The following is a 23,259-nucleotide window of genomic DNA, read 5'->3' as shown; positions in this document are numbered from 1 at the left end:
ACAGGGGAGCCGATGGCCTCGCGCCGCGACGAGCTGAACGCCTACACCTTCGCCCGCAGGCGCACGGTGGGCGCCTTCCTGCAGCCGGCCGGCGGGGGTGGCGACGAGGACGCGCCGCGGCCGCTGCGCGCGCTGCTGCCCTCCCTCACGCTGGCCGCGCTGCTGGTGGCCGGCTTCGGCGCCTGGGGCCTGATCAGGCCGAGCGCGCCGCTGCAGTGGGACAGCGGCCGGAACGTGATCCTGGGCAAGGAGTCGACCACCCGCTACGTGGTGCTGCCGGGTGCCGACGGCGCCAAGGTGCTGCACCCGGTGCTGAACATGGCCTCGGCGAAACTGGTGCTGCCGGTGGATTCCCAGGTGGTGATCGTCGCGGACCAGGTGCTCGACGCGTACAAGAACCACGGCGCGACCATCGGCATCCCGTACGCGCCCGACAAGCTGCCCGATCCGGTCGATGCGGGACGGCCGAAGAAGTGGTCGGTCTGCGACCGGCCGGGCGCCGACGACGACCACCCCGACCAGGGCGTCTTCGTGGCGGCGGGCGCCGACGCGGACACCCTGGCCAAGCCGGGCAAGCTGCTGGCCGGCGGCCAGTCGCTGTACGTCCAGGGGCCGCGGCGCAGCGGCGCGGACGGCCCGCAGTACCTGGTCGATCCGCAGGGCCGCGAGCACCTGATCGGCGTGCCCGGGATGTCCGACACCGATCTGCGGGCGCTGCGGATCGCGCTGTTCGGCACCCAGGCCAAGCCGGAGCACGTCACCGCGGAGTGGCTGGCCACGCTGGCGCCGGGCAGCGCGATCGGCTTCCCGCAGGTCCCCGGCCTGACCGCGACGAAGACCCCGTCCAGCGTCCAACTCTCCGACCCGGCGCAGCGGGTGGTCGGCCGGCTGGTCACCTCCGGGGACGCGTACTACGTGGTCGGCGCCGACCGCCTCTACCAGGTGACCGCGTTCCAGGCGGAGTTGATCCGGCAGAACCCGCTGACCCAGACCGCCTACGACCAGCAGGAGCCGGGCTTCGCCGAGATCCCGCCGGCCGACAACTCCCGCTTCACCCGGGACTTCGAGACCAGCGGGCCGCTGGCCCGGCCGGCCGACTGGCCGCTCGCCAAGCCGTCCGCCCCGGTCAACGGCGACGCTGCCGATCCGGGCGCCGGCCGCCAGGTGGTGTGCAGCACGTACGACGGGATGACCGGCGACACGGTCCGGCGCAGTGTCTGGGCCGACGGTGACTTCCCGGCCCCGCTCATGCTCGGGGTGGCGAGCGCGCACGTCAGCCCCGGGCACGGCCTCTTCTACCGCGCGGTGGACAACTCGACCGGGGGATCCGGCAGCGACTACCTGATCACCGAGACCGGACTGCGCTACGACGTGCCGGCGAGCAGCGACGGCACGGTGGCGACCGGGCCCTCGACACCAACACCGACAGCGACAACAACACCGACATCGGCGCCGGCAGCGACACCGGAGTCGAGTCAGCCGGGCGTCAACGAGGCCCAGGACAGGCTGGGTTACCGGACCACCACACCGGTGCCGGTGCCGAGGGCCTGGTCCGATCTGGTGCCGGCCGGCCCGACTCTGAGCACCACCACCGCGACCCAGGCGCAGAACTCCTGAGCGTGGCCGAAGTGGAGCCGGATCCTCCCGAGTTGGGTGTTGGGTCCGTCACCGGCTGCGGCTACAGTGCTGGCAGAACATCACTCCGTGATGTCCTCCGGGCGTGCACAGTGACGACGCGGCCGGAGTCGCCCGTCCGATGGGAACGGTGGCAGATGGCCGGTCGGTTCACGATGACGGCAGAGCAGATGCAGGCCTTCTCGGCCCGGATGGTCGAGGTGAACGGCCAGATCCAGAGCGAGATCGCCACGCTCCACGCGCTGTTGGACGGGACGGCCGGCGGCTGGCAGGGCGCGGCCGCGACCGCCTACCAGCAGCTCCAGCAGACCTGGAACGACGATGCGACCGCGCTGAACAAGGTGCTGGACGAGATCCGGCGGGCGATCGACCACACCACCAGGAACTACGCCGTCACCGAGGAGCAGCAGCGCACGAACATGGGTGCGGTGGGCCGCGCCTGACGATCCGTTCCCTCGTTCCCGTTCCCGCTAGGAGACCGCCATGACCGACGACGGCCGCATCCTCGTCAACTTCAGCACCATCTCGGACGCCGGTGACCAGGTCCGCGCCTCGGCCCGCCGGATCCAGGCCCACCTGGACGAACTGCGCACCGGCGTCACGCAGATCGCCGAGTCCTGGACCGGCGCTGCCAAGGACGGCTACGACGCCCGCCAGAAGATCTGGGACGACAAGGCGGCCGAGCTGCACACCACGCTGCTCGCGATCGGTGACGCGCTGGACCACGCGCACGAGGGCTACACCACGACCGAGAAGGCCAACACCGACATCTGGTACCAGGGCTGAGCCACGCACCGGGGGGAGTTCGGGTGGCACGCGGGAGCGGGAGCGGGGTCAGGGCGGCGGCGGTACTGGCCACGCTCGGCCTGCTGGCCGCACTTGCCGCCGCACCGGCCGCCGGTGCGGACGGCGACTGCACGTTCCCCTCGCCCGACGTCCCGGCCATGCCGTGGGCGCTGCAGCGCGTGCTGCTCGACCAGCTCTGGCAGAACGGGAACCAGGGCGCCGGCGTCACGGTCGCGGTGATCGACACCGGCGTCGACGCGAGCAATCCGCAGCTGGCCGGGCGGGTGCTGGACGGCGGCTCGCTGCTCCTCGACACCGGCACTGGCGGAGGTGGCAGCCCGAAGGTGCTCGGGAACGGCCTCACCGACACGGTCGGCCACGGCACCAAGGTGGCCGGCATCATCGCGGCCGGGCACCGGGCCGGCGTCGGCTTCGTCGGGCTGGCCCCGCAGGCGACGATCCTCTCCGTGCGGCAGAACGACGACGCGGGCAGCGGCGATGTGGACACGCTGGTGCAGGCGATCGGCATCGCGGTCCAGCGGCACGCCCAGGTGATCAACATCTCGCAGGACGTCCGCGCCGCGGGTACCGGTGCCGACTTCGTCGGTGGCGACCGGCTGAGCCGGGCGATCGCGGCGGCCGAGGCGGCGAACGTCGTGGTGGTCGCGGCCGCCGGCAACGACGGCCGGCAGGGCGCCACGTACCCGGCCGGCTACCCGACCGTGCTCGCGGTCGGCGCCTCCGACCGCAACAACGAGCGGGCCGCGTTCTCCGAGTACGGCGGCTTCGTCAAGGTGGCCGCGCCCGGCGTCGACATGCTCTCCACCGTGCCCGGCGGCGGCCAGTGCGTGGACAACGGCACCAGCTTCGCCGCGCCGTACGTCGCCGGGGTGGCCGCACTGCTGCGCGCCGCGCACCCCGACTGGACGGCCCGGCAGATCCGGGCCCGGATCGAGCAGACCGCCCAGCGCACCGGGCGCGGGCCGGACGAGTACCTCGGCTGGGGCGTGGTCGACCCGGTCAAGGCCGTCACCGACACCGACCCGCCGGCCGACGACGCCGCCCCGGACGCGCCGGTGCGCCTTGCCGCCAGTCCAATCCGCCCGCAGCCGCTCGGCCTCGGCGAGACCCGGGCCGACCGCGACCGGCGCACCGCGACGTACGTGCTGGCCACCGGCGTCCTGCTGGTCGCGCTGCTCTCCGGTGGCACGGTCGTGTTGCGCGACCGCCGCCGCTCTTCCTAGGCCCGGCCCAGCCCAGCTCCGGGCCCCGGCCCGGTGGCCGCCCCCCCGCTGTAACATCCCGCGCCCGTCCACGCGTCATCTGAGTGTCGGAGCAGTGCGAGCGGTGTGAGCAGGGGGGTCAGTGGTGATCTGGAGCAGCGCGGCGCGTGAGGCCGAATACCTGGAGTTCGCCGCCGGCCGGGCCGGGCAGCTCTACCGGTCGGCCTGTCTGTTGACCGGCGGGGACACCCATCTCGCCGAGGACCTGGTGCAGGAGACGCTGGGCCGGATGTACGCGCTGTGGCGGCGGACCGGCCGGTCGATGGGGGCGACCCGGATCGACAACCCCGCCGCCTACGCGCACACCGTGCTGGTCCGCGCGTTCCTCTCGCACCAGCGCCGCCGCAGCAGTACCGAGCGGCCCACCGAGGACTTCCCGGACGCACCCGCCCGGGAGGGTGATCCGGAGCTGCGGCTGACCCTGCTGGACGCGCTCGCCCGGCTCTCCGCGCGGGACCGGGCGGTGCTGACGCTGCGCTACTGGGAGGACCGCAGCGTCGAGGAGACGGCCGAGGCGCTGCGGCTCAGCTCGGGCGCGGTCCGCACCCAGAGCGTGCGGGCGCTGGCCCGGCTGCGTGCGCTGCTCGGCGACTCGCTCGGCGACCTGCTCGCCGGCGTGACCCCGCAGGCCGCCGCGCTGCGCTCGACCGTCCCACCGCGCGCCGTCCCCCCGCCCGCCGTCCCGCCGCCTGTGGCCCTGCGCTCCGCCGCGCCGTACTCCGTCGCACAGCCCCTCAGTTCCACCCCGAGCCTTCGCCCCGAGAGTAGGTGATCACGCATGTCCGCAGACCCGAGGCCGCAGCGGCCGACCGACGACGAGCAGCTGATCGGAGTCCTCGCCCAGGCCGGTGAGGCGTTCCGGCCCGAGATCGACGCGTTGGTCGTCGGCGGGCTGGCCCGTGGCCGCCGACTGCGCCGCCGCCGCACCAATGCCATGGTCGGCGCCACCGCCGCGATCGCCGTGGTCGGCCTGGGCGGTGTGCTGGCGGGCGGCCTGGGCCACCCGGGCCGGCCCACCGGGCCGAGCGGCGCCGAGCCGTCGGCCCTGCGCTCGGTCGCCTCCTCGCCGACCGCCGGGCCGCTCCCGCACGGCTCCATGCCGCCACCGTTCAGCGCGGCGACGCCGTCCACGGTGACCGGCCGGCAGCTGGTGACGATGCTCAAGGCGCTGCTCCCGCCCGGGCAGACCGCCTACGAGAGCGGAGTGGCGGCGGCCGACACCGTGAACGGCATGGACGACACGCCGAACGTGAACCTGGTCTTCGACGACGGCCACGGCAGCGCGAAGATCTCGGTCCGGCTGAGCCGGGTCGATGCGCGGGCCGGAGCGAACTACGGGGCCTGCCCGGATCCGGTCTACTTCCCCGTGGACGCGTGCAGCACGAGCACGCTGCCGGACGGCTCGGTGCTGACCCTGCTGCAGGGCTACACGTCCCCCGACAAGCAGGGCACCAAGGACTGGTCCGCCACCCGGTACGGCCCGGACGGCCGGCTGATCCAGGTCGACGAGTGGAACGCACCGACCGAGCGGGGCGCGCCGGTGACCCGGCAGAACCCGCCGCTGACGCCGGAGCAGCTGGCCGTGGTGGCCCGCAGCCAGTCCTGGAGTCCGGTACTGGCCGGGATCACGGCACCGACGCCGGTCCCGGTCAACACGCTGCCGGTGATCGACGAGCAGCAGATGCAGACCGATCTGGCCGGCCTGATCCCCGCCAAGCTGAGGACGGCCGGCATGGTCGGCGGCGAGGACAAGGCACACGTGACCGTCGATGACGGCAGGGGCGCGGGCCTGGTCGAGGTCTCGGTCGAGGGCTCCCCCGGATCGATCCCGGCCGGGAACGTCGACCTGCTGAACCACCAGTACGCGGGCGCGAGCACGCTGCCCGACGGCTCCCGGGTGCTGGTGGTCCCGATCCCGCCGAGCAGTGGGACCGGGAGCGGCAGCTTCTTCGGCGAGACGGTGCGGGTGCTGCGCAAGGACGGCACCGAGCTCATCGCCTCCGCGTACAACGGCCCCGGTCCGCTGCTGCCGACCACCCGTTCCGCCCCGGTGCTGACCCGGGAGCAGCTCACCGCGATCGCCACCAGCCCGGTCTGGCAGCCGCACTGGGCCGACTCGTAACCGGGACGCACGAGACGCAAGCGAAAGCGGCCCGGACACCCCCCAGCAGGGTGTCCGGGCCGCTTCTGTCGTGCGGGTCAGTCAGGTCGTACCGGTTCGGGTGACCGGTCAGACCTGCTCGTCCTCCGGCAGGGTGATCACCCAGCGCTCGTCCTGGCGGGGGCGCAGGTAGAAGACCCAGTAGAGGGAGGCGACCGCGGTGATGCCGACGGTCCAGATCAGCGCGGTGTGGTCCAGCTGGGTCAGCGTGTAGACGAGCGCGCAGGCCAGCAGCGCGGGCAGCACCGGCCAGAGCGGCTGGCGCCAGGCGGGGGCGTTCTTGTGGGCGCCGCGGCGGGAGAAGAGCGCGGCGATGGCGACCAGCAGGTAGAGCGCGGCGACCGCGACACCGGTGACGTTGGTCAGCAGGGTCAGCGGCGCGAAGCAGAGCGCGGCGCCGGGGATGCCGACCGCCAGGGTGGAGATCCAGGGGGCGTTGAACCGGTTCAGCGTGCCGAAGGCCTTGTTGACCGGCTCGGGCCAGGCCTTGTCACGGCCGGAGGAGAAGAGCACCCGGGAGTTCTGGATCACCATGACGATGCCGGCGTTGATGATCGCCAGCGCGATGCAGAGGCTGATGAAGGTGCCGAGCGCGGAGTCGCTCCAGCCGGCCACCATGCCGGAGATGTCGCCACCGGTCAGCGTCGCCAGGTCGGGGGCGCCCAGGGTGATCGCGATGACCGGGACCATGATGACGACCGCGGAGAGGCCGAGCGTCCACAGCACCGTGCGGGCCACGTTGCGGCGCGGGTTCTCCAGCTCCTCGGAGAGGTAGATCGCGGTGCTGAAGCCCTGGGTGACGAAGAGCGCGACACCCATCATCGCGAGCATCGCGCCGAGGCCCACCGGGCTGGTGACGCCGTGCGGGTCGGCGCTCACGCCGTGGAAGAGGCTGCCCACGCCGCGCTGGCTGTGCGCGAAGCCGAGGACCGAGACCACGCCGGCCGCGATCACTTCGAGGACCAGGAAGATGCCGGTGATCCAGGCGTTCGCGCGCAGGTCGAGCAGACCGGCGACGGTCGCCGCGATCATCACGCCGGCGCCGGCGACCGGACCGCTGACGTGCACGATCGGGGCCAGGTAGGCGGCGGTGCCGACCGCGATCACCGCCGGCACGATCATCACCACCAGCAGCGACTGGATGAAGACCAGCCAGCCGGCGAACCGCCCGGCCAGCGTGCCGACCATCGCGTACTCGCCGCCGGCGCTCGGGATCAGGGTGCCGAGTTCGGAGTAACAGAAGGCGACTGCCACGCAGATGATCGCGCCGATGCCGATGGTCAGCGCGGTCGCCGTGCCGAGCGAGTTGAAGAGCGTCGGCACCAGCACGAAGAGCGAGGAGGCCGGGGTGACGCAGGAGAGCGTGAGCAGCGTTCCGCCCACGACGCCGAGCGAACGGTTGAGCTTGCGCGGGGCATCGGCGGTACTGACCGTCACCGTGGGGGCGGTGGCGGGTGGGCGAAGCGTGTCGGTCATGACTGGGGGGATCCGATCGGCTCAGCGCGACGAGCGCGGACTGTGCGGTGCTGGGGGCGGGAGCGGTATCGCCTCCGAAGGGGGTCGCCTGGGTCTGCTGGTTCTGTCGCTCCCGGATCGCCATGGTGCGGGGGCGTATAGATCGCGTCAATGCCGCTCTGCCTTCGGAATCCGTTGCACTGAGCCGCATAACCATCCGAAGCGAAGATCACATTCAGTGATGGCAAAAGATGTCCGACTTGTTACCTTTGGCAAACGGGGCATGAATCAAAGGCGAACCTCGATTGCGTCGCTCGAATCGAAGGTTCAGGGCGGGGTGGGTTGGTGCTGGCCCAGGCATGTCCATGCACCCCGGCGGTCCCACCGGCCTCACCCGGCGCGCGACGATAACCGCAGCTCAGTGGCCGGAAATAATCCGAAACTTTTCAGCCGCTGAGACGTCGCGGCGCCGGATACGACGCTGCGTGTCCGAACCCTCGCTCACCCTCAGTGGCGACGGCGGGTCGCGCCGCCGGAGGCCGGACGCCCGCCGCCGGGCCACGCCACCCGCGCCTACTGCTGCGGCAGCCAGCCGGTCTGCACCAGCTGCCCGCCGGCCACGCGCCGGGAGACGAAGACGCCGCGGCCCGGCGGCAGCGCCTGCGGCCGGGCGGTGCCCAGCAGCACCCCTTCGTCCCGGCTGCCGGAGAGCAGCACGCCCTGCCCGCCGAGCTCCTTCATCCGCTGCATCACCGGTTCGAACAGCGCGCGGCTCGCGCCGCCCGAGCCGCGCGCGACGATCACCCGCAGGCCGATGTCACGGGCGAACGGCAGGAACTCGGCGAGCGGCGCCAGCGGGTTGCCGGCGGAGGTGGCGACCAGCTCGTAGTCGTCGACGATCAGGAACATGTCCCGGCCGCTGTACCAGCTGCGGTTGCGCAACTGCTCGGCGGTGACGTCCGGTCCGGGCAGCCGGCGCGCGCAGGCCCCGCGCAGCATCTCCACCACCGCGCTCATCGCCGGCTGCGCGGCCGCGTACTCGACCAGGTACTCCGGCGGCACCGCGCCGAGCAGCGCGCGCCGGTAGTCGCCGACCACGATGCCGATCTCGTCCGCCGGGTACCGCTCGGTGAGCTGCTTGACCAGCAGCCGCAGCAGCGCGGACTTCCCCGACTCGCTCTCGCCGAAGACGGTGAAGAGCGGGTCGCTCTCGAAGTTGACGAAGACCGGCGCGAGCTCGGCCTCGTCCACCCCGAACGCCACGCCGAGCTCGGGGTGCTCGAAGCCCTTGGGCAGCTCATGGCCGTCCAGCACGGGCGGCAGCATCCGCACCCGCGGCGCCCGCGGGCCGTGCCAGGCGGCGTTCACCGCCGCGACCAGGGCGGCCGTCCCGGCCGCCGGCTCGCCACCGGTCACCGCATCCGTCACTGCGTCCGTCACCGCGTCGGCCGTCACAGCAGTCGCCGGGTCGTGCAGCCGCGGCAGCGCGGTGAGCAGGTGCAGCTTGCCGGCCGTCAGACCGCGCCCGGGCGTGCCGGCCGGCACGTTCTGCGCCGCGCGCCGGTCGATCTCGGACTCCATCGCGTCGCCGAGCCGCAGCTCGGTGCGGTTCTGCAGCAGGTCCTTGAGCGCCGGGCGGACCTCGGCGTACCGGGAGGCGGTGAGCACCAGGTGGACGCCGTAGTTCAGGCCGCGGTTCGCCAGGTCGGCCACCACCGGCTCCAGCGCCTCGAACTCCTGGCGGAAGCTGAGCCAGCCGTCGATCACCAGGAAGACGTCGCCGAAGCGCTCCTGCGGCAGCCGCCCGGCCGCCCGGCGGGCGCGGTAGGTGCCGATCGAGTCGATCCCGGCGGAGCGGAACAGCTCCTCGCGCCGGTTCAGCACGCCGTGCACCTCGCTGACCGTGCGGCGGACCTTGTCCGCCTCCAGCCGGCCGGCGACGCCACCGACGTGCGGCAGTCCGTCCAGCGCCTGGAACCCGCCGCCGCCCAGGTCCAGCAGGTAGAACTGGGCCTCGGCCGGCGTGTGGGTGAGCGCGAAGCCGGCCACCAGCGTGCGGATCGCGGTGGACTTGCCCGAGCGCGGGCCGCCGACCACCAGGCCGTGCCCGGCCGCGCCCGCGTAGTCCTGGTAGAGCACCTCGCGGCGCTGGTCGCGCGGCCGGTCCACGATGCCGACCGGCACGACCAGGCGCCCGAGCGCGCCGAACTCCGGTGAGGTCAGGCCGCGTTCGGGTGTGGCCAGGAGCGGCGGGACCAGCTGGTCCAGGCTCGGCGCGCGGTCCAGCGGCGGCAGCCAGACCTGGTGCGCCGCCGGGCCCTGGCCGGCCAGCCGCTGCACGATCACGTCCAGCACCGTGTCCGCCGGCGCGCCGTCCACCAGCACAGCGTCCGTGTCCGCCTGGGCGTCGTCCGCCGGCTCGGCCGGTGCCTGCACCGGCACCTCGGCCGCGGTGAAGAGCACCGGCCGGGCACCGGCGACCCGGTCGTACGAGCGCTGCCGGCCCGGCGCCCGGTACGGCCCGGAGACGTACGCGGCCTTGAAGCGGGTCAGCGCCTCGGTGCCGAACTTCAGGTAGCCGACGCCCGGCACCGGCGGCAGGTGGTACGCGTCCGGCACGCCGATCGCGGCCCGCGACTCGGCGGCCGAGAAGGTGCGCAGGCCGATCCGGTAGGAGAGGAAGGTGTCCAGACCGCGCAGCTTGCCCTCCTCCAGCCGCTGCGAGGCGAGCAGCAGGTGCACCCCGAGCGACCGGCCGATCCGGCCGATCTGGATGAACATCTCGATGAAGTCCGGCTTGGCGGTGAGCAGTTCGGAGAACTCGTCGATGATCACCAGCAGCGAGGGCAGCGGGTCGAGCGCCGCGCCGGCGGCCCGGGCCCGCTCGTACTCGTTCAGGCCGGCGTAGTTGCCGGCCGAGCGGAGCAGCTCCTGGCGGCGGTTCAGCTCGCCCTCGATCGCGTCCCGCATCCGATCGACCAGGGTGAGCTCGCCCTCCAGGTTGGTGATCAGCGCGGAGGTGTGCGGCAGCTCCGCCATGCCGGCGAACGTCGCGCCGCCCTTGAAGTCGGCGAGCACGAAGTTGAGCGTCTGCGAGGAGTGCGTCATCGCCAGGCCGAGCACCAGCGTGCGCAGCAGCTCCGACTTGCCCGAGCCGGTCGCGCCGACCACCAGGCCGTGCGGGCCCATGCCCTCGAAGGCGGCCTCCTTGAGGTCCAGGTGCACCGGCTCGCCGCCCGCGCCGACGCCGATCGGCACCCGCAGCCGATCGCGGCGGGCGCGCGGGCGCCAGGTCCGCGAGACGTCCACCGAGCCGGCGTCGCCGACGCCGGTCAGCTCGGTGAAGTCCAGGTCGGAGAGCAGCGGTTCGTCGTCGCCGCCGGCCGAGCTGCGGTACGGCGCGAGCTGTCGGGCCAGCGCCTCGCTCTGCCAGAGCGTCAGCGTGTCGGGGGTGCCGGTGTAGGACGCGCCGGAGGCCGAGTCCAGCCGCAGTGCGGTGCGGCCGACGGTGACCAGCAGGTGGCCGGTCGGCTCGTCCGGCTCGCCCGGCACCACCTCGATCACGGTGACGCCGTGCACGCCGTCCACGCCGGCGAGCAGCGAGTCGTGTGGCACCGCCGCGCCGTCCAGCACCACCACGAGGTGTGGCTGCTCCGGCACCGGTGCGGCGTCCCGGGAAAACCGCTGGCGGCCGGCCAGCTCCTCGGCCAGCAGCCGTTCCAGTTCGCCGAGCCCCGGCGCGATCAGCCGGCGCGAGCCGGCGCCGTCGCTCTCACTGCGGTGCTGGGTGTGCGGCAGCCACTTGGTCCAGTCCCACTCCTCCAGCGCGCCGGGCGCCGCGGCCACCGCGATCACCAGGTCGTCGGGGGAGTGCAGGGTGGCCAGCTGGGCGATCATCGCGCGGACGTTGCCGTAGACCGCGTCCGGGTCGCCGCAGACCGTCAGGTGGTAGAACGCCCGCAGCGAGACGGCCAGCGGCAGGTCCGCCAGCGTGCTGTGGGCTCGCAGGAAGCCGCGCATCGCCTCCGCGGTGAGCGGCTCCAGCTCGTCGATCGGCGCGGTGCGCGGTGCGATCAGCGGTGTGGCCAGCTGCTGCGGACCCAGGCCCACCCGGATCTGGCCGAAGTCCGGGTCGCCCGCCCGGCGCTCCCAGAGCCGGCGGCCCTCGGCGACGACCGACCAGAGCTGGTCCGGCGCCGGGTGCAGGTAGAGCTGTGCGTCGCGCTGCCGCTCGGCGGTGCCGCGGACCTGGCGGCGCATCTGCTGGAGGTACTTCAGGTAGTCACGGCGCTGGTCGGCCAGGCCCGCGCCGCCGCCCCGGCGGGCCCGGACCAGCTGCGCCACGCCCATGCCCGCGGTGGAGGCGATCATCAGCGCGCCCATGATCTTCATCATCGGCTGCTGGCCGGGCATGAAGAAGAACGCCGAAGAGCCGCCCATGCCGAGCAGCGGCAGCATGCTCATCAGCCAGTCCTCGCCGCCGCCGCGGGCCAGGTCGGGCGGCGCGGCCAGCTCCACCGGCTGGTCGGGCACCGCCGGCGGATAGGCGCGGGCCGGACGTTTGACCGTAACGAAACCCATGCCGTCCCCGCCCCTGTCCCGTCCCCGACCCGGCAGTCCGTCCTCGACCCCGGCAGCTCCGCGCAGTCGTCGATCCTATCGATCTGGGGGCCGCACCGCGCCACCGTCCGTGCACGGGCGGTAAGGTGACGCAGCGCCAGATCCGCGCGGACCCGCGCGCGGCCGCGAAGCGAGGGGGACGCCGGTGCACGGGGACACGACGACCGGCTTCTGCCGCGTCACCGTCACGGCACCCGGCAGCCGGATCGACGTCGCGCTGCCGGAGGACGTCCCGCTCGCCGACATCTATCCCGAGGTGCTGCGGCTCTCCGGCCTGACCCAGGCGGCCGGCGCGCCGACCGGCTTCCACCTGGTCCGCCGGGACGGCACGGTGCTGGACGGCGGCCTGCCACTCCACGCCCAGCAGGTGCGCGACGGCGACCTGCTGAGCCTGCGCCCGTTCGCCGAGTCGCTGCCGCCGGCCGTCCACGACGACGTCGCCGACGCGATCGCCGGGGCGGTCGCGGCCGACCGCCGGTTCTGGGGCCCGGAGCCCACCCGCGTCTTCGGCCTGGCCGGCGCCGGGCTGCTCCTCGTGCTGCTCGGCTTCGCGCTCTGGTCCGCCGGCCCGCGCCACGACATGCACGGCCTGCCCGGACTGCTCAGCGGCGTGGCCGCCGTGCTGCTGATCGCCCTCGCGGCCGTGCGGGCCCGGGTGTACGCGGACCACGGCGCCGCGCTCACGCTCGGCGCCGGTGCGCTGCCGCACGCGCTGATCGCGGGCAGCGGGATCCTGGCGGTCGGCCACCCCGGTGACGGGCCGGGCCGGCTGCAGCTGCTGGTCGGCTGCACGAGCGTGCTGGTGGTTGCGGTGCTGCTGGCCGGGCTACTGCCGGAGCGCGACTCGGTCTTCGTCGCCGCCGCCTTCCTGGGCGGCGCCGGCACGCTGGCCGCGTTCGTCGCGGTGCTGATGCCGGGCACCGCGCCCGACCGGATCGCCGCCGTCGCCGGCGTCTGCGCGGTCGCCGCGGTGGGTTTCCTGCCGGCCCTCGCGGCCCGCTTCGCCCGGCTGCCGGTTGGCTTCACCGCGCCCGGCCAGATTCAGAGCCAGAGCCGCACCCGCATGACCGGCGGCGATGCGGCCGGTGGCGGTGCGCCGGCCGTGCCGCCGGCCGTGCCCTATGAGCGGATCGCGCTCCAGGTCAGGCGCGGGCACGAGCTGCTGGCCGGCCTGGTCGGCGGCGCGGCCGCGGTCCCGGTCGTGGCGTGCGCGGTGCTCGGCTCCACCGGACGGGCGCTGCCGCAGCTGCTCGCGCTGGCGCTGGGCTTGGCGACCATGCTGCGGGCCCGGCTGTTCCGGCGCACCGCGCAGGTGCTCAGCCTGACCGCGGCCGGACTGCTCGGCCTGGCCCTGCTCGTTCTCGGCCTGTCGACGGGGTCCCGCCCGCCGCTGCCGGCCGGCGGCAGCGCGGCGGACCTGCACACGCTCTGGCTGGCCGGTGCGATCGCGCTCGGCGCGGCGCTGCTGACCGCGATCGCGCTGCTCGTCCCGCGCCTGGGCGTCTCGCCGTTCTGGGGCCGACTGCTCGATATGCTGGACGGCCTGCTGCTTCTCTCGCTGGTGCCGCTGGCCCTCGCGGTACTCGACGTCTATGCCCGGGTGCGGGGCGCCACCAGCTGACTGGTACCCTGGGGCTGCCGAGTCTTTTCGAGCCTGTGACGTAGACCAGGATCGCTCGGTCACCCTGAAGGAGTTGCAGTGGCCCTCGACGCCGCCGTCAAGAAGCAGATCTTCGCCGAGTTCGGCCAGAAGGAGGGCGACACGGGCTCCCCCGAGGTCCAGGTCGCGATGCTGTCGCGCCGTATCTCGGACCTGACCGAGCACCTCAAGTTCCACAAGCACGACCACCACAGCCGTCGTGGCCTGCTGATCCTGGTCGGTCAGCGCCGCCGTCTGCTGCAGTACCTGGCCAAGAAGGACATCGAGCGCTTCCGTACGCTCGTTGACCGCCTGGGCATCCGCCGCGGTGCCGCCGGTGGCGCCCGCTAAGACCGCCGCTCGGGGCGGCTCCCCACACCGGGGAGCCGCCCCTCGCGCGTACCACCCCCCAGAATTTCCGGTCCGCCTCCCGAGGTGGCCGAGATTCGCACCGTAGGGTTGTGGGCATGCCGGGAAGTGGCGCGGACGACGCGCCCCACCCGAGCAGCACGCATGACCCCAAAGCGGGCCGCAGGCTTCAAACGGAAGCCGCCCGCATCCAGGAGAGCGTCCAGACGCCCACCGCCGCGAGGTCTGGCAGCCGAGAGGCGCCGGTCCTCGGTAGTGGCCGCCGGGATTCCCGCAGACCGAAGCGGGATGGCCCGGGGGCTTCGATCGAAGACCGGCCCGGCAGGTCAGGGCCACCGGCAGGCAAGCGCGGGGGCGCTCTCCCGGAGACGTACGAAAGAGGAGATCTTCCAGGTGGAAGAGAACGTGTTCTACGCCGAGGCCGTGATCGACAACGGTTCCTTCGGCACCCGTACCATCCGCTTCGAGACCGGCCGCCTGGCCCGTCAGGCCGCCGGCTCCGCCGTGGCCTACCTGGACGACGACACCATGGTGCTGTCGGCCACCAGCGCCTCCAAGCAGCCGAAGGAGCACTTCGACTTCTTCCCGCTGACGGTGGACGTCGAGGAGCGGATGTACGCCGCGGGCCGGATCCCCGGCTCGTTCTTCCGTCGTGAGGGCCGCCCCTCCGAGGACGCCATCCTGACCTGCCGCCTGATCGACCGCCCGCTGCGCCCGTCCTTCGTCAAGGGCCTGCGCAACGAGATCCAGGTCGTCGTCACGGTCATGGCGCTCAACCCCGACCACCTGTACGACGTGGTCGCGATCAACGCCGCCTCCGCCTCGACCCAGCTGGCCGGCCTGCCGTTCTCCGGCCCGATCGGTGGCGTCCGCGTCGCGCTGATCAAGGGCCAGTGGGTGGCCTTCCCGACCCACAGCGAGCTCGAGGACGCCGTCTTCGACATGGTCGTGGCCGGCCGGGTGCTGCCGGACGGCGACGTCGCGATCATGATGGTCGAGGCCGAGGCCACCGACAAGACCATCAAGCTGGTCGCGGGTGGCGCCGAGGCGCCGTCCGAGGAGGTCGTCGCCTCCGGTCTGGACGCCGCCAAGCCGTTCATCAAGGTGCTGTGCGACGCGCAGTCCCGCCTCGCCGCCCAGGCCGCCAAGCCGACCGGCGAGTTCCCGGTCTTCCTGGACTACCAGGACGACGTGCTGGCCGCGCTGACCGCCGCCGTCAAGGACGAGCTGGCCAAGGCGCTGACCATCGCCGGCAAGCAGGAGCGCCAGAACGAGCTGGACCGCGTCAAGGCGGTCGCCGCCGAGAAGCTGCTCCCGGAGTTCGAGGGCCGCGAGAAGGAGATCAGCGCCGCCTACAACGCGCTGACCAAGAAGATCGTGCGCGAGCGCGTCATCAAGGACAAGGTCCGCATCGACGGCCGCGGTGTCACCGACATCCGCACGCTGGCCGCCGAGGTCGAGGCGATCCCGCGGGTGCACGGCTCGGCGCTGTTCGAGCGCGGCGAGACCCAGATCCTGGGTGTCACCACGCTGAACATGCTCCGCATGGAGCAGCAGCTGGACACGCTCTCCCCGGAGACGCGTCGCCGCTACATGCACAACTACAACTTCCCGCCGTACTCGGTCGGCGAGACCGGCCGCGTGGGTTCGCCCAAGCGCCGCGAGATCGGCCACGGCGCGCTCGCCGAGCGCGCGCTGATCCCGGTCCTGCCGACCCGCGAGGAGTTCCCCTACGCGATCCGTCAGGTCTCCGAGGCGCTGGGCTCCAACGGCTCCACCTCGATGGGCTCGGTCTGCGCCTCGACCATGTCGCTGCTGAACGCCGGTGTGCCGCTGAAGGCCGCCGTCGCCGGTATCGCCATGGGCCTGATCTCGCAGGAGATCGACGGTGAGACGCACTACGTCGCGCTGACCGACATCCTGGGCGCCGAGGACGCGTACGGCGACATGGACTTCAAGGTCGCCGGTACCCGCAACTTCATCACCGCCCTCCAGCTGGACACCAAGCTGAACGGCATCCCGGCCTCCGTCCTCGCGGCTGCCCTCAAGCAGGCCAAGGACGCCCGTCTGCACATCCTCGATGTGATGAACGAGGCCATCGACGCGCCCGACGAGATGTCGCCGAACGCGCCGCGCATCATCACCATCAAGATCCCGGTGGACAAGATCGGTGAGGTCATCGGCCCGAAGGGCAAGATGATCAACCAGATCCAGGAGGACACCGGCGCGGACATCACCATCGAGGACGACGGCACCATCTACATCGGTGCGGTCGACGGTCCCTCGGCGGAGGCTGCCCGTACGACGATCAACCAGATCGCCAACCCGACCATGCCGGAGGTCGGCGAGCGCTACCTGGGCACCGTGGTGAAGACCACGACGTTCGGCGCGTTCGTTTCGCTGATGCCGGGCAAGGACGGCCTGCTGCACATCTCGCAGATCCGCAAGCTCGCCGGTGGCAAGCGCGTGGAGAACGTCGAGGACGTGCTGGCCGTCGGCGCCAAGGTGCAGGTCGAGATCGCCGAGATCGACCCGCGCGGCAAGCTCTCGCTGATCCCGGTCGTCGAGGACGAAGAGGGTGGCGAGGCCGCGTCGGAGTGACGCGCCCGCGGTAGTCTCCAGCGGCCCGTACGCCCTCGCGGCGTACGGGCCGCACCCTGTTGTTCGTTGAGAGGAACTTTCGTGGCCCAGGCCTCGGCGGCGAAGCAGCGCCCCGGTACCACTCGCACTCTGCTCAAGGGCGTGGACGGCGCCGGCGTTGTGCGGCGCACCGTCCTTCCCGGCGGCCTGCGGGTCGTCACCGAGACCCTGCCGACGGTGCGCTCCGCGACCTTCGGCATCTGGGTCGGCGTCGGCTCCCGGGACGAGACCCCGGTGCTGAACGGCGCGACGCACTACCTGGAGCACCTGCTCTTCAAGGGCACCGAGCGGCGCAGCGCGCTGGAGATCTCGGCGGCCCTGGACGCGGTCGGCGGTGAGATGAACGCCTTCACCGCGAAGGAGAACACCTGCTACTACGCGCGGGTGCTGGACCTCGACCTGCCGCTGGCCATCGACGTGGTCTGCGACATGCTCACCGGTTCGCTGATCCGCCCCGAGGACGTGGAGGCCGAGCGCGGCGTCATCCTCGAGGAGATGGCGATGGCCGAGGACGACCCGGGCGACGTGGTGCACGACCTGTTCGCCAAGGTGATCTACGGCTCCTCGCCGCTCGGCCGGCCGATCCTGGGCACCCAGGAGACGGTCAAGGGCCTGACCCGCGACCAGATCGCCGGTTTCTTCCGGCGCCGCTACAAGCCCGAGCACCTGGTGGTGGCCGCGGCCGGCAACCTGGACCACAAGGCGGTCGTGCGGCAGGTCGAGGCAGCCTTCGCGCCGCTGCTCGCCAAGTCGGACGCGGCGCCCGCCGAGGCCCGTCGTGGCGTCAAGGCGGTGCGCACCGCCGGTCACCTGGAGGTGCTGAACCGGCCGACCGAGCAGGCCCACCTGGTGCTCGGCGTCCCGGGCGTGCCCCGGCACGACGAGCGGCGCTGGGCGATGGGCGTGCTGAACGCCGCGCTCGGCGGCGGGATGAGCTCGCGGCTCTTCCAGGAGGTCCGGGAGAAGCGCGGCCTGGCCTACTCGGTGTACTCCTACTCCTCCTCCTACGCGGACAGCGGCCTGTTCGGCATCTACGCCGGCTGCCAGCCGAAGCGGGTCGAGGAGGTGCTGCGGATCTGCCGCGAGGAGCTCGACAAGGTCGTCGCGGACGGCATCACCGAGGAGGAGCTGCGCCGCGCGATCGGCCAGATCTCCGGCTCCACCGTGCTCGGCATGGAGGACACCGGCTCGCTGATGAACCGGATCGGCAAGGCCGAGCTGAGCTACGGCCACCACCTCTCGGTGGACGAGATGCTGGCCAGGATCGCGAGCGTCACGCTGGAGGACGTGCACGCGGTGGCCCGGGACGTGCTCGGCGCGAACCGGCCCTCGCTCGCGCTGATCGGGCCGATCGCCGACAAGCGGGCCGCCAAGCTCGTGGACTTCTTGAAGTAAGGAACGCTATGACTCTGCGTGTAGCCGTCATCGGCGCCACCGGCCGGATCGGCTCGGAGGCCGTCAAGGCGGTCGAGGCCGCTCCGGACCTGGAGCTGGTCGCAGCGCTCGGCCGGGACTCCGAGCTGGAGACCCTGGTGAAGAGCGGCGCCCAGGTGGCCGTCGAACTGACCCACCCCGACTCGGTGCTGCGCAACCTGGAGTACTGCACGGCGAACGGCATCCACACGGTGGTCGGCACCACCGGCTGGACGCCCGAGCGGCTGGAGCTGCTGACCGGCTGGCTGGCCGCCGCGCCCGGGACGACCACCGGACCGGTCGGTTGCCTGATCGCGCCGAACTTCTCCATCGGCGCCGTGCTCACCATGCAGTTCGCCCAGCAGGCCGCCAAGTACTTCGAGTCCGTCGAGGTCGTCGAGCTGCACCACAACCGCAAGGCCGACGCCCCGTCGGGGACCGCGACCCGCACCGCCCAGCTGATCGCGGCGGCCCGGGACGCGGCCGGCCTGCCCCGGCAGTCGGACCCGACCACGCACGAGCTGCCCGGTGCCCGCGGCGCCGACGTGGACGGCGTGCCGGTGCACGCCGTGCGGCTGCGCGGCCTGCTGGCGCACCAGGAGGTGCTCTTCGGTGACACCGGCGAGACGCTGACGATCCGTCACGACTCGCTGCACCACAGCTGCTTCATGCCGGGCATCCTGCTCGGCGTGCGCCGCGTGGTGCAGACGCCGGGGCTCACCTTCGGCCTCGAGCACTTCCTGGACCTGTGATGACCTCCCGCACCGGCTTCTTCATCCTCGCCGGGGTGCTCTTCCTGGTCGCCCTGGTCTGCATCGGCGAGGGCGTCCAACTCATCGCCACCGGAAAGCCGTTCGGCATCGGGATCGGCATCTGCGCGTTCATCATCCCGGGCATCGGGATCTGGTTCCTGCGCCAGACCATCCGGTTCGGGCGGACCACCGAGGCGATGTCCCGCGAGCTGGAGGCCGAGGGCGGCCTGCCGGTGGACGAGCTGAAGCGCACCTCCGGCGGGCGGATCGACCGCGCCTCGGCCGACGAGGTCTTCGCCAAGCGGCGCGCCGAGGCGGAGGCCGAACCGGCCGACTGGCGGGTCTGGTTCCGCCTCGCCGTCGCCTACGCGGACGCCGGCGACACGCCGCGGGCCCGCAAGACCATGCACCACGCCATCAAGTTGAGGAGCAACCCGTGACCGACTCCGTGACCGCCGAAGCAGCGGCCACCCCCACGTTCCGTTCCGACGTGACGGTCGAGCTGGTCCGCAGCGCCGCCACCGACACCGACGTGCTCTGGGCGGCCCGGGTCTCCACGGCCGGCGAGCAGTCGCTGGAGGCGCTCCAGCAGGACCCGGCGAAGTCCAAGGGCCTGATCAACTTCCTGATGCGGGACCGGCACGGCACGCCGTTCGAGCACAACTCGATGACCTTCTTCATCAGCGCGCCGATCTTCGTCTTCCGCGAGTTCCACCGGCACCGCAGCGGCTGGTCGTACAACGAGGAGAGCGGTCGCTACCGCGAGCTCCAGCCGGTCTTCTACGTGCCGGGCGAGGACCGCAAGCTGGTCCAGGTCGGCCGCCCGGGCAAGTACGAGTTCCACGAGGGCACGCCCGAGCAGCACAAGACGGTGACCGAGGCGATGCAGGCGTCCTACCTCGACGCCTACCGCCGCTACCAGGAGATGCTGGCCGCCGGTGTGGCCCGCGAGGTCGCCCGCGCGGTGCTGCCGGTCGGTCTCTTCTCCTCGATGTACGCCACCTGCAACGCCCGCTCGCTGATGCACTTCCTCTCGCTGCGCACCAAGGACGAGCGGGCGAAGGTGCCGAGCTTCCCGCAGCGCGAGATCGAGATGGTCGCGGAGCAGATGGAGGCCCAGTGGGCCCAGCTGATGCCGCTCACCCATGCGGCCTTCAACGAGCACGGCCGGGTCGCACCCTGACCTGGGCAGATAGGCATATGGGCGCATTGCCCCGGCATGTCTGGATTGCGACGGTTCAGAGCGCTCCCTAGGCTCAGAACACGGATTCCGGTGCTGCTTGAACCCCCGAGCAGGTAGCACCGGAATTCTATGATTTGTCCGGTTTCTGTCCCCCGGTCAGCGGCCATTCCGTCCGAACACTGGACCGGACCCACGGCCTCCTCATCGGCTACGAGTATTTTTGGACCCATGGCTCCGATCTCCACCCCTCACGCGCCCTTCGGCCGGGTCCTGACCGCGATGGTGACCCCGTTCACCGCCGACGGCGGCCTCGACCTCGACGGCGCCCAGCGCCTGGCCGCCCACCTCGTCGACTCCGGCAACGACGGTCTCGTCCTGAACGGCACCACCGGCGAGTCGCCCACCACCACCGACGCCGAGAAGGCGCAGCTCGTCCAGGCCGTGGTGGAGGCGGTCGGGGACCGCGCCCACGTGCTGGCGGGGGTCGGCACCAACGACACCCGGCACAGCGTCGAGCTCGCCCGGCAGGCCGAGGCCGCCGGAGCGCACGGGCTGCTGGTCGTGACGCCGTACTACAGCAAGCCCCCGCAGGAGGGCCTGTACCGGCACAACACCGCGATCGCCGACGCCACCGGCCTGCCGGTGATGCTCTACGACATCCCCGGGCGCAGCGGCGTGGCCCTGAGCCACGAGACGCTGGTCCGGCTCGGCGAGCACCCGCGGATCGTGGCGAACAAGGACGCCAAGGGTGACCTCGGCGCCGCCTCCTGGGCGATCGCCCGCTCGGGCCTGGCCTGGTACTCCGGCGACGACATCCTGAACCTGCCACTGCTCTCGGTCGGTGCCGTCGGCACGGTCAGCGTGGTCGCCCACCTGGTGGCCGGCCGGCTGCGCGAGATGATCGAGGCGCACACCGCGGGCGAGGTGGCCCGCGCCACCGAGATCCACCAGAGCCTGCTCCCGGTCTTCAGCGGAATGTTCCGCACCCAGGGCGTGATCCTCACCAAGGCGGCGCTGAACCTGAGCGGCCGTCCCGCCGGTCCGGTCCGGCTGCCGCTGGTCGACGCCACGGCCGAGGAGATCGCCCGATTGAAGGAGGATCTCGCCGCCGGCGGGGTACACCTGTAGCAGAAACGAACGTGCGCGCCCCCGGATCGCCGGGCCCCAGCCGCCGCTGGGACCCGCCGCCGGACCGGGACGAACGGCGCGGTGCACAGCGACCAACCGCTCGGCGACGGGCGGACCGTACAGATAGGTAGCCAGCGAAGCCGCGCGCCATATGTCGGCAGGGGACGGAACCCCGGGCATATGGCGTGCGGCGTGAAGGAGAGTCTTTTGAGCCACCCCCATCCCGAACTCGGCGCACCCCCCGCGCTCGCGCCGAACGCGATCCGGATCACCCCGCTCGGCGGCCTCGGGGAGATCGGCCGCAACATGACGGTGCTGGAGCACGCCGGCCGGCTGCTCATCATCGACTGCGGCGTGCTCTTCCCCGAGGACGAGCAGCCCGGCATCGACCTGATCCTGCCGGACTTCTCCTCGATCCGGGACCGCCTCGACAAGGTCGACGGCATCATCCTGACCCACGGCCACGAGGACCACATCGGCGCCGTCCCGTACCTGCTCCGGGAGAACCCGGACATCCCGCTGATCGGCTCGAAGCTGACCCTCGCGCTGATCGAGGCCAAGCTCGCCGAGCACCGGATCCGGCCGTACGTGCTGGAGGTCGCCGAGGGTGAGCGGGAGCAGATCGGCCCGTTCAACTGCGAGTTCATCGCGGTCAACCACTCGATCCCGGACGCCCTCGCGGTCGCCGTGCGCACCCCGGCCGGCATGGTCGTGGCCACCGGTGACTTCAAGATGGACCAGCTGCCGCTGGACGGTCGGCTGACCGACCTGCCGGCCTTCGCCAAGCTGGCCGAGGAGGGCATGGACCTGCTGCTGGTGGACTCCACCAACGCCGAGGTCCCCGGCTTCATCCCGCACGAGCGGGACATCTCCGCCGCGCTGCGCAACGTCTTCGCGAACGCCGACAAGCGGATCATCGTCGCCTCCTTCGCCAGCCACGTGCACCGCATCCAGCAGGTGCTGGACGCCGCGCACGAGTACAAGCGCAAGGTCGCCTTCGTCGGCCGCTCGATGGTCCGCAACATGGGCATCGCCCGCGACCTCGGCTACCTGAAGGTCCCGGGCAACCTGATCGTCGACGTGAAGCAGCTCGACGACCTGCCGGACAAGGAGGTCGTGCTGGTCTGCACCGGTTCGCAGGGCGAGCCGATGGCCGCGCTGTCCCGGATGGCCAACCGCGACCACCAGATCCGGATCGTCGAGGGCGACACCGTGATCCTGGCCTCCTCGCTGATCCCCGGCAACGAGACCGCGATCTACCGGGTGATCAACGGCCTGACCCGCTGGGGCGCCAACGTCGTGCACAAGGGCAACGCCAAGGTGCACGTCTCCGGCCACGCCTCGGCCGGCGAGCTGCTCTACTTCTTCAACATCTGCCGGCCGAAGAACCTGATGCCGGTGCACGGCGAGTGGCGCCACCTGCGGGCCTGCGCGGACCTCGGCATCAAGACCGGTGTCCCGAAGAACCGCACGGTGATCGCCGAGGACGGCGTCGTGGTCGACCTGGTCGACGGCGTCGCGAAGATCGTCGGCAAGGTGCAGGCCGGGTACGTGTACGTCGACGGCTCCTCGGTCGGCGACATCACCGAGTCCTCCCTGAAGGACCGCCGGATCCTCGGCGAGGAGGGCTTCATCTCGGTCTTCGTCGTGGTGGACTCCAGCAGCGGGAAGATCGTCAGCGGCCCGACCATCCAGGCGCGCGGCTCCGGCATCGACGACAACGCCTTCGGCCCGGTCGTCCAGAAGCTGGAGGAGGCGCTGCGTAAGTCCGCCGACAACGGCGTGCTGGAGGTGCGCCAGGTGCAGCAGCTGGTGCGGCGGACCATCGGCAAGTGGGTGGCGGACAACTACCGTCGCCGGCCGATGATCCTGCCGGTCGTGGTCGAGGTCTGACCACAGCCGTCGCTCCCGATGGCTTGATTTGACGCGGGGCAGCCCGGTGCGTAATGTTCTCCGGGTTGCCCCGCCGACCGCGCGGCTCCGTTTCGAATTCCGATTCGAGCGGGGAAAACGGGTCGAGAAACTCTGCTAGAGTTCGGGAGCGCCGAAAGGCGAAAGCAAATCGGAATGAAATTCGAAGCCGGAAACGGCGCGGGAAACATCTGATAAGCTTGAAACACGAAAGAACGAAAGGCCCGGAGGGACTGCGAGAGCAGCTCGAAGGAAGTCTCCGTTCCTTGAGAACTCAACAGCGT

At 72.0% G+C, this 23,259-nt stretch carries 16 protein-coding genes and 1 pseudogene; 15 read left to right on the top strand and 2 right to left on the bottom strand.

Annotated elements, in window-relative coordinates:
- Positions 1–12 precede the first annotated feature (12 nt).
- The 6 genes and pseudogenes from eccB (at position 13) to AC060L_RS34945 (ending at position 5,826) form a co-directional block, all read left to right on the top strand.
- Positions 13–1,617, top strand: coding sequence for a type VII secretion protein EccB (gene eccB / locus AC060L_RS34970; protein ID WP_483803009.1), 1,605 nt, complete (start codon positions 13–15; stop codon positions 1,615–1,617).
- Between the two features lie 173 nt (positions 1,618–1,790).
- Positions 1,791–2,078: a WXG100 family type VII secretion target gene (locus tag AC060L_RS34965; protein ID WP_483803008.1), complete on the top strand. Its 288-nt coding sequence runs from the start codon at positions 1,791–1,793 to the stop codon at positions 2,076–2,078.
- Positions 2,079–2,118: 40 nt separating this feature from the next.
- Entirely contained in the window at positions 2,119–2,421 is a 303-nt protein-coding gene (locus tag AC060L_RS34960) for a WXG100 family type VII secretion target (RefSeq protein ID WP_483803007.1), read from the top strand.
- Positions 2,422–2,444: 23 nt separating this feature from the next.
- Positions 2,445–3,665 carry a type VII secretion-associated serine protease mycosin gene (gene mycP / locus AC060L_RS34955; protein ID WP_483803006.1) on the top strand — a complete coding sequence of 407 codons (1,221 nt, stop codon included), beginning with the start codon at positions 2,445–2,447 and terminating at the stop codon, positions 3,663–3,665.
- A gap of 127 nt (positions 3,666–3,792) precedes the next feature.
- Positions 3,793–4,308: pseudogene (locus tag AC060L_RS34950) on the top strand (SigE family RNA polymerase sigma factor); the annotation flags it as partial.
- Positions 4,309–4,482: 174 nt separating this feature from the next.
- Positions 4,483–5,826, top strand: coding sequence for a hypothetical protein (locus AC060L_RS34945; protein ID WP_483803005.1), 1,344 nt, complete (start codon positions 4,483–4,485; stop codon positions 5,824–5,826).
- A 108-nt stretch (positions 5,827–5,934) separates the two neighbouring features.
- Here the strand turns inward: AC060L_RS34945 and AC060L_RS34940 are convergent, their stop codons facing one another.
- Together AC060L_RS34940 and eccCa are read right to left on the bottom strand one after the other, a co-directional pair.
- A complete protein-coding gene (locus AC060L_RS34940) occupies positions 5,935–7,341 on the bottom strand; it encodes an APC family permease (RefSeq protein WP_483803004.1) in 1,407 nt (468 codons plus the stop codon).
- 552 nt (positions 7,342–7,893) lie between these two features.
- Positions 7,894–11,901 (bottom strand): type VII secretion protein EccCa, encoded by a 4,008-nt coding sequence (eccCa, locus tag AC060L_RS34935; protein WP_483803003.1) that lies wholly within the window; start codon positions 11,899–11,901, stop codon positions 7,894–7,896.
- A gap of 184 nt (positions 11,902–12,085) precedes the next feature.
- Between eccCa and eccD the strand changes: the two genes are divergently transcribed.
- From eccD to AC060L_RS34890, 9 genes are all read left to right on the top strand, one after another.
- Positions 12,086–13,561, top strand: a complete 1,476-nt coding sequence (gene eccD / locus AC060L_RS34930) for a type VII secretion integral membrane protein EccD (RefSeq protein WP_483803002.1) — start codon at positions 12,086–12,088, stop codon at positions 13,559–13,561.
- A gap of 78 nt (positions 13,562–13,639) precedes the next feature.
- Positions 13,640–13,930: a 30S ribosomal protein S15 gene (gene rpsO, locus AC060L_RS34925; protein WP_184935315.1), complete on the top strand. Its 291-nt coding sequence runs from the start codon at positions 13,640–13,642 to the stop codon at positions 13,928–13,930.
- Positions 13,931–14,341: 411 nt separating this feature from the next.
- Positions 14,342–16,549, top strand: a complete 2,208-nt coding sequence (locus tag AC060L_RS34920; protein WP_483803001.1) for a polyribonucleotide nucleotidyltransferase — start codon at positions 14,342–14,344, stop codon at positions 16,547–16,549.
- Positions 16,550–16,630: 81 nt separating this feature from the next.
- Entirely contained in the window at positions 16,631–17,983 is a 1,353-nt protein-coding gene (locus tag AC060L_RS34915) for a M16 family metallopeptidase (protein WP_483803000.1), read from the top strand.
- Positions 17,984–17,991: 8 nt separating this feature from the next.
- The gene (gene dapB / locus AC060L_RS34910) at positions 17,992–18,753 is read left to right on the top strand and encodes a 4-hydroxy-tetrahydrodipicolinate reductase (protein WP_483802999.1); all 762 of its coding nucleotides are present in this window, start codon (positions 17,992–17,994) and stop codon (positions 18,751–18,753) included.
- Positions 18,753–19,193: a hypothetical protein gene (locus AC060L_RS34905; RefSeq protein ID WP_483802998.1), complete on the top strand. Its 441-nt coding sequence runs from the start codon at positions 18,753–18,755 to the stop codon at positions 19,191–19,193. Before dapB ends, AC060L_RS34905 begins: the two co-directional genes overlap by 1 nt.
- The gene (thyX, locus tag AC060L_RS34900) at positions 19,190–19,936 is read left to right on the top strand and encodes an FAD-dependent thymidylate synthase (RefSeq protein WP_483802997.1); all 747 of its coding nucleotides are present in this window, start codon (positions 19,190–19,192) and stop codon (positions 19,934–19,936) included. Before AC060L_RS34905 ends, thyX begins: the two co-directional genes overlap by 4 nt.
- Before the next feature lie 228 nt (positions 19,937–20,164).
- Positions 20,165–21,064: a 4-hydroxy-tetrahydrodipicolinate synthase gene (gene dapA / locus AC060L_RS34895; protein ID WP_483802996.1), complete on the top strand. Its 900-nt coding sequence runs from the start codon at positions 20,165–20,167 to the stop codon at positions 21,062–21,064.
- A gap of 207 nt (positions 21,065–21,271) precedes the next feature.
- Positions 21,272–22,957, top strand: a complete 1,686-nt coding sequence (locus tag AC060L_RS34890) for a ribonuclease J (RefSeq protein WP_483802995.1) — start codon at positions 21,272–21,274, stop codon at positions 22,955–22,957.
- The last annotated feature ends 302 nt before the right edge of the window (positions 22,958–23,259 follow it).

The organism is Kitasatospora sp. NEAU-69, assembly GCF_057158765.1.
Note: the sequence above shows the minus strand (reverse complement) of the source record. Positions and strands in the feature narration are given on the sequence as shown.

Excerpts from the sequence above, each read along its gene's own strand:
- eccB (WP_483803009.1), top strand. The coding sequence starts at position 13 with ATGGCCTCGCGCCGCGACGAGCTGAACGCCTACACCTTCGCCCGCAGG.
- AC060L_RS34965 (WP_483803008.1), top strand. The coding sequence starts at position 1,791 with ATGACGGCAGAGCAGATGCAGGCCTTCTCGGCCCGGATGGTCGAGGTG.
- AC060L_RS34960 (WP_483803007.1), top strand. The coding sequence starts at position 2,119 with ATGACCGACGACGGCCGCATCCTCGTCAACTTCAGCACCATCTCGGAC.
- AC060L_RS34945 (WP_483803005.1), top strand. The coding sequence starts at position 4,483 with ATGTCCGCAGACCCGAGGCCGCAGCGGCCGACCGACGACGAGCAGCTG.
- AC060L_RS34940 (WP_483803004.1), bottom strand. The coding sequence starts at position 7,341 with ATGACCGACACGCTTCGCCCACCCGCCACCGCCCCCACGGTGACGGTC.
- eccCa (WP_483803003.1), bottom strand. The coding sequence starts at position 11,901 with ATGGGTTTCGTTACGGTCAAACGTCCGGCCCGCGCCTATCCGCCGGCG.
- dapB (WP_483802999.1), top strand. The coding sequence starts at position 17,992 with ATGACTCTGCGTGTAGCCGTCATCGGCGCCACCGGCCGGATCGGCTCG.
- AC060L_RS34905 (WP_483802998.1), top strand. The coding sequence starts at position 18,753 with ATGACCTCCCGCACCGGCTTCTTCATCCTCGCCGGGGTGCTCTTCCTG.
- dapA (WP_483802996.1), top strand. The coding sequence starts at position 20,165 with ATGGCTCCGATCTCCACCCCTCACGCGCCCTTCGGCCGGGTCCTGACC.